Origin of the sequence: Kitasatospora sp. NPDC058406 (assembly GCF_042722765.1) — a bacterium.
Lineage (GTDB): Bacteria > Actinomycetota > Actinomycetes > Streptomycetales > Streptomycetaceae > Kitasatospora.
Window position 1 is genome coordinate 1 of record NZ_JBHXKE010000456.1, and the last position, 2,865, is coordinate 2,865.

The following is a 2,865-nucleotide window of genomic DNA, read 5'->3' on the forward strand; positions in this document are numbered from 1 at the left end:
GTGTTCCCCAGCCGTCGGAGCACAGCCTTGTAAACGGCGAGGTCGCTGCCGTCGATGAAGCCTCAGCGAGGACGCGCTGAATCTCCCCCGGGGTGAAGCGGTCCCGGCCGAGAGCGTTGGCGAGGTCGAGTGAACGCCGGGAGGATGGCGATCAGCGAGCCGACTCCCAAGACGGTGCCAACCACCGTCAGGGCCGACCGGGCGGGGCGCTGAAGAACCCCCGCCACCGCCTCCGCCATGACATCCCGAGGACATACGGGACCTAACAATCCCTTGACAGGAGCGGCTCGTGTGCTCACCTGCTCCACACAGCCGTCGGTCAGGTTTCCGTCGAGGTTCTCTATGGTCTGAAAGCCGAGAGTCTGTTCCCCTACCGGCCCGACGGTACCGGCAAGGGGCTGCGCCATGAGTCGGGTTCCACCGCGCCCATGACCGTGCCGGCCGCAGTGTAGAGAACGAGCATGGCCGCGTCGTCGGCCGGTCCGGTCCACGCCAGGTACGCGTTGATGATGGCGCGCGTTGTCGCGTCGTCGGGCTGTGGGAAGTCGGTGGCGATGTAGCTGTTCCGGTGATCCCCTTGGGGGATGGACCGGGCGACCTTGGAGACGTGTCCGTCCACCGCCGCTCGCTGTTCCGGGGTCCCGCTTTCCTGCGCGAACCGGGTGAACTCCGTAGCCCCGACCTCGGCGCCGCTCGCGGAAGGCATCACTGTAGGCGCGAAGACCGGCTGATTCGTGGCTGTGGCCTCGGTCGTGGGTCCGCAGGAGGTGAGGAGCAGGGCAGCGGCGGTTGTTGCCGTGGCGATGGTGGCGGTCGCGCGATTCAACGAGTCTCCCGGAGAAAGGTGTGGCCCCCGCGCCGCCGGGCGGCACGGGGGCCTTGTCACGGTCAGACCTGAATGTAGTCGGCCTTGTCGTTCCAGTTACCGCCGTACGGGTAACCGACGTTCGTGAAGTTGCTGTTGCAGCCTCCGGCCCCGAGAATCAGCTCCGGGTCGAGTATGAAGTCGCGGGCGTCGAAGAGCGTGAAGCCGCCCTGGCTCTTGCCGTTACAGGCAGAGCTGGCCTGGTCACGGAAGGACCAGTCGACAAGGTTCTTCTGGCCGGCATCGGACCACTGCAACTTGCGGCCGTCGTAGGTGGTGTCGGCCCACAGGCAGACCCAGCCAGATGCGCACGACGGGGTCCCGGTCACGACGGCGGGCGTCTGGCCTGCCGCGTTTGCCGCCTGGCCGTCCTGGGGCGCCGGTCGGGCGGAGTCGAACGTGACCGTGGCCAAGTCGGCCTCCGTATCGGAGTCGAAACAGCGGTTGTCGCCTGCGGCGAACTCGACGCACGTCTGGGCGCCCTGTGCCCAGGCGGTGCTGGTCTTCACCTTCTGTCCGCGGTGAAGAACGGTGACCTCTCCTTCGGACTTGGCCAGGTTCTCGTTGTTGCGTACTTCTTCCTCGGGCGTCACAACCCCGCTGGTGATTCCAGGACTGGGCTGTCCGGCCGCCTGGGCGGGCACGGCCCAGCCCAGGAGCACGACAGCCGCACCGACTCCGGCCGCGAGCATGCGAAGCCTCATTGAACGTCCCCTCCAGTAGTCTGCCGCGGCTCCCCGCCACGACATGTGTACGAATCCAACAGAGAAGAAACCTGCCGGCGGCCAGAGTTGACGGGCGATCATACTTCGAGTCCGGTTGCGGGGTGTGCGCCTCTTCTTCGCGCATCCGGTGTTGAGGCACGACCGACGCCCGACGACGGCGCGGTGCTCGCCGGACGACCGGGCCGGGATCCGGCGGGGCCGGACCGGGGGGACCGTGACACCACCCGGCGCGCTTCGACGCGGGCCCGCTCCGTGTGCTCGGCCAGCCGGGCATCCCGCTGCTCAGTGGGATCACCGAGCAGGTCGACTTCGCTTTCCTGCCCGAGCCCGTCCGGGACGACGCGTCCTGGGCGAAGGCGATGAAGGACAAGGACGCCGCGGCGGCCCTGCTGCGCTCCGCGCGCGGGAGGCTGGCCGAGGCGCGGTGGGCGGCCGGGGTACTGAAGGCCGGCCTGAAGGCGGTCGCGGCCGAACACGGGCTGAAGCTTGGCAAGGCCCAGGCGCCGGTGCGGGTCGCGGTGACCGGCCGGACCGTCGGCCTGCCTCTGTTCGAATCGCTGGAGGTCCTCGGCCGCGAGCGGACCCTGGCCCGCCTGGACGCCGCCCTGGAGCGCCCCACGATAATCAGGTGATCATGAACACGGAGCAACTGTCGGCCCGGCTCGCGGAGTCCGGAATCCACCTCGTGGGCCTGGAGGAAACGGTGACGTCGCGCCCCCCGTCTGCCGCGTTCGCGGCGACGGGGTGCGGGCCGGAGGACGGGCGTGTCGACTTCAGGGTCGAGTACGACAGCCCCGATCCGCTCGGGGATGTCAACCGGGCCTGGTACGCCCTGGCGACCCGCTTCGGACTGCTGGACGGCACCAGGGAGTTCCTGCTCTGGGTGGACCTGCACGACGGCCCGGACGCCGCAGATCTGCGCTGGGCCCGGGTCGCAATGGAACGTCGCGGGCGACCGGCCCACGACAACCAACGGGCCCACTCGGGACGGACTCATCACCATGTCCGTCCGCGGTGACGTCATCATCGAAGGATCGACGGGGCAGCGGTGGATGGACGTGCTCGCCGTCCCGAATCCGCACAAGGCCGGCGCCATCCGGCACTACGTCGAGTTCATGCTGACAGGCGGCGAACTCTCGGGTGCCGAAGCGCAGAACGTGAAGAACTGGCTCGGGCAGGACTAGGTGTTCTGACCCATGAGGTTGGGAACGCGGCTGGCGGGTGGCTTGCCTGCGAGTGCGGTGTGTCCGCGGTGGTGATTGTAGGTGTGGAGCC

Annotated in this window: 4 protein-coding genes and 1 pseudogene; 3 read left to right on the top strand and 2 right to left on the bottom strand. The window is 68.6% G+C overall.

The window, feature by feature from the left end; genetic code table 11:
• Window positions 1–370: 370 nt before the first annotated feature.
• A complete protein-coding gene (locus ACFWOG_RS40400; protein ID WP_380364687.1) occupies window positions 371–826 on the bottom strand; it encodes a hypothetical protein in 456 nt (151 codons plus the stop codon).
• A gap of 62 nt (window positions 827–888) precedes the next feature.
• Window positions 889–1,557 carry a peptidase inhibitor family I36 protein gene (locus ACFWOG_RS40405; protein WP_380364689.1) on the bottom strand — a complete coding sequence of 223 codons (669 nt, stop codon included), beginning with the start codon at window positions 1,555–1,557 and terminating at the stop codon, window positions 889–891.
• A gap of 290 nt (window positions 1,558–1,847) precedes the next feature.
• Between ACFWOG_RS40405 and ACFWOG_RS40410 the strand changes: the two are divergent.
• The 3 genes and pseudogenes from ACFWOG_RS40410 to ACFWOG_RS40420 all read left to right on the top strand — a co-directional run.
• Window positions 1,848–2,222, top strand: a pseudogene (locus tag ACFWOG_RS40410) (glutamate--tRNA ligase); the annotation flags it as partial.
• The gene (locus ACFWOG_RS40415) at window positions 2,219–2,608 is read left to right on the top strand and encodes a hypothetical protein (RefSeq protein ID WP_380364691.1); all 390 of its coding nucleotides are present in this window, start codon (window positions 2,219–2,221) and stop codon (window positions 2,606–2,608) included. The pseudogene ACFWOG_RS40410 and the gene ACFWOG_RS40415, both read left to right, overlap by 4 nt.
• A complete protein-coding gene (locus tag ACFWOG_RS40420; RefSeq protein ID WP_380364693.1) occupies window positions 2,592–2,774 on the top strand; it encodes a hypothetical protein in 183 nt (60 codons plus the stop codon). The genes ACFWOG_RS40415 and ACFWOG_RS40420 overlap by 17 nt, the downstream gene beginning before the upstream one ends.
• The last annotated feature ends 91 nt before the right edge of the window (window positions 2,775–2,865 follow it).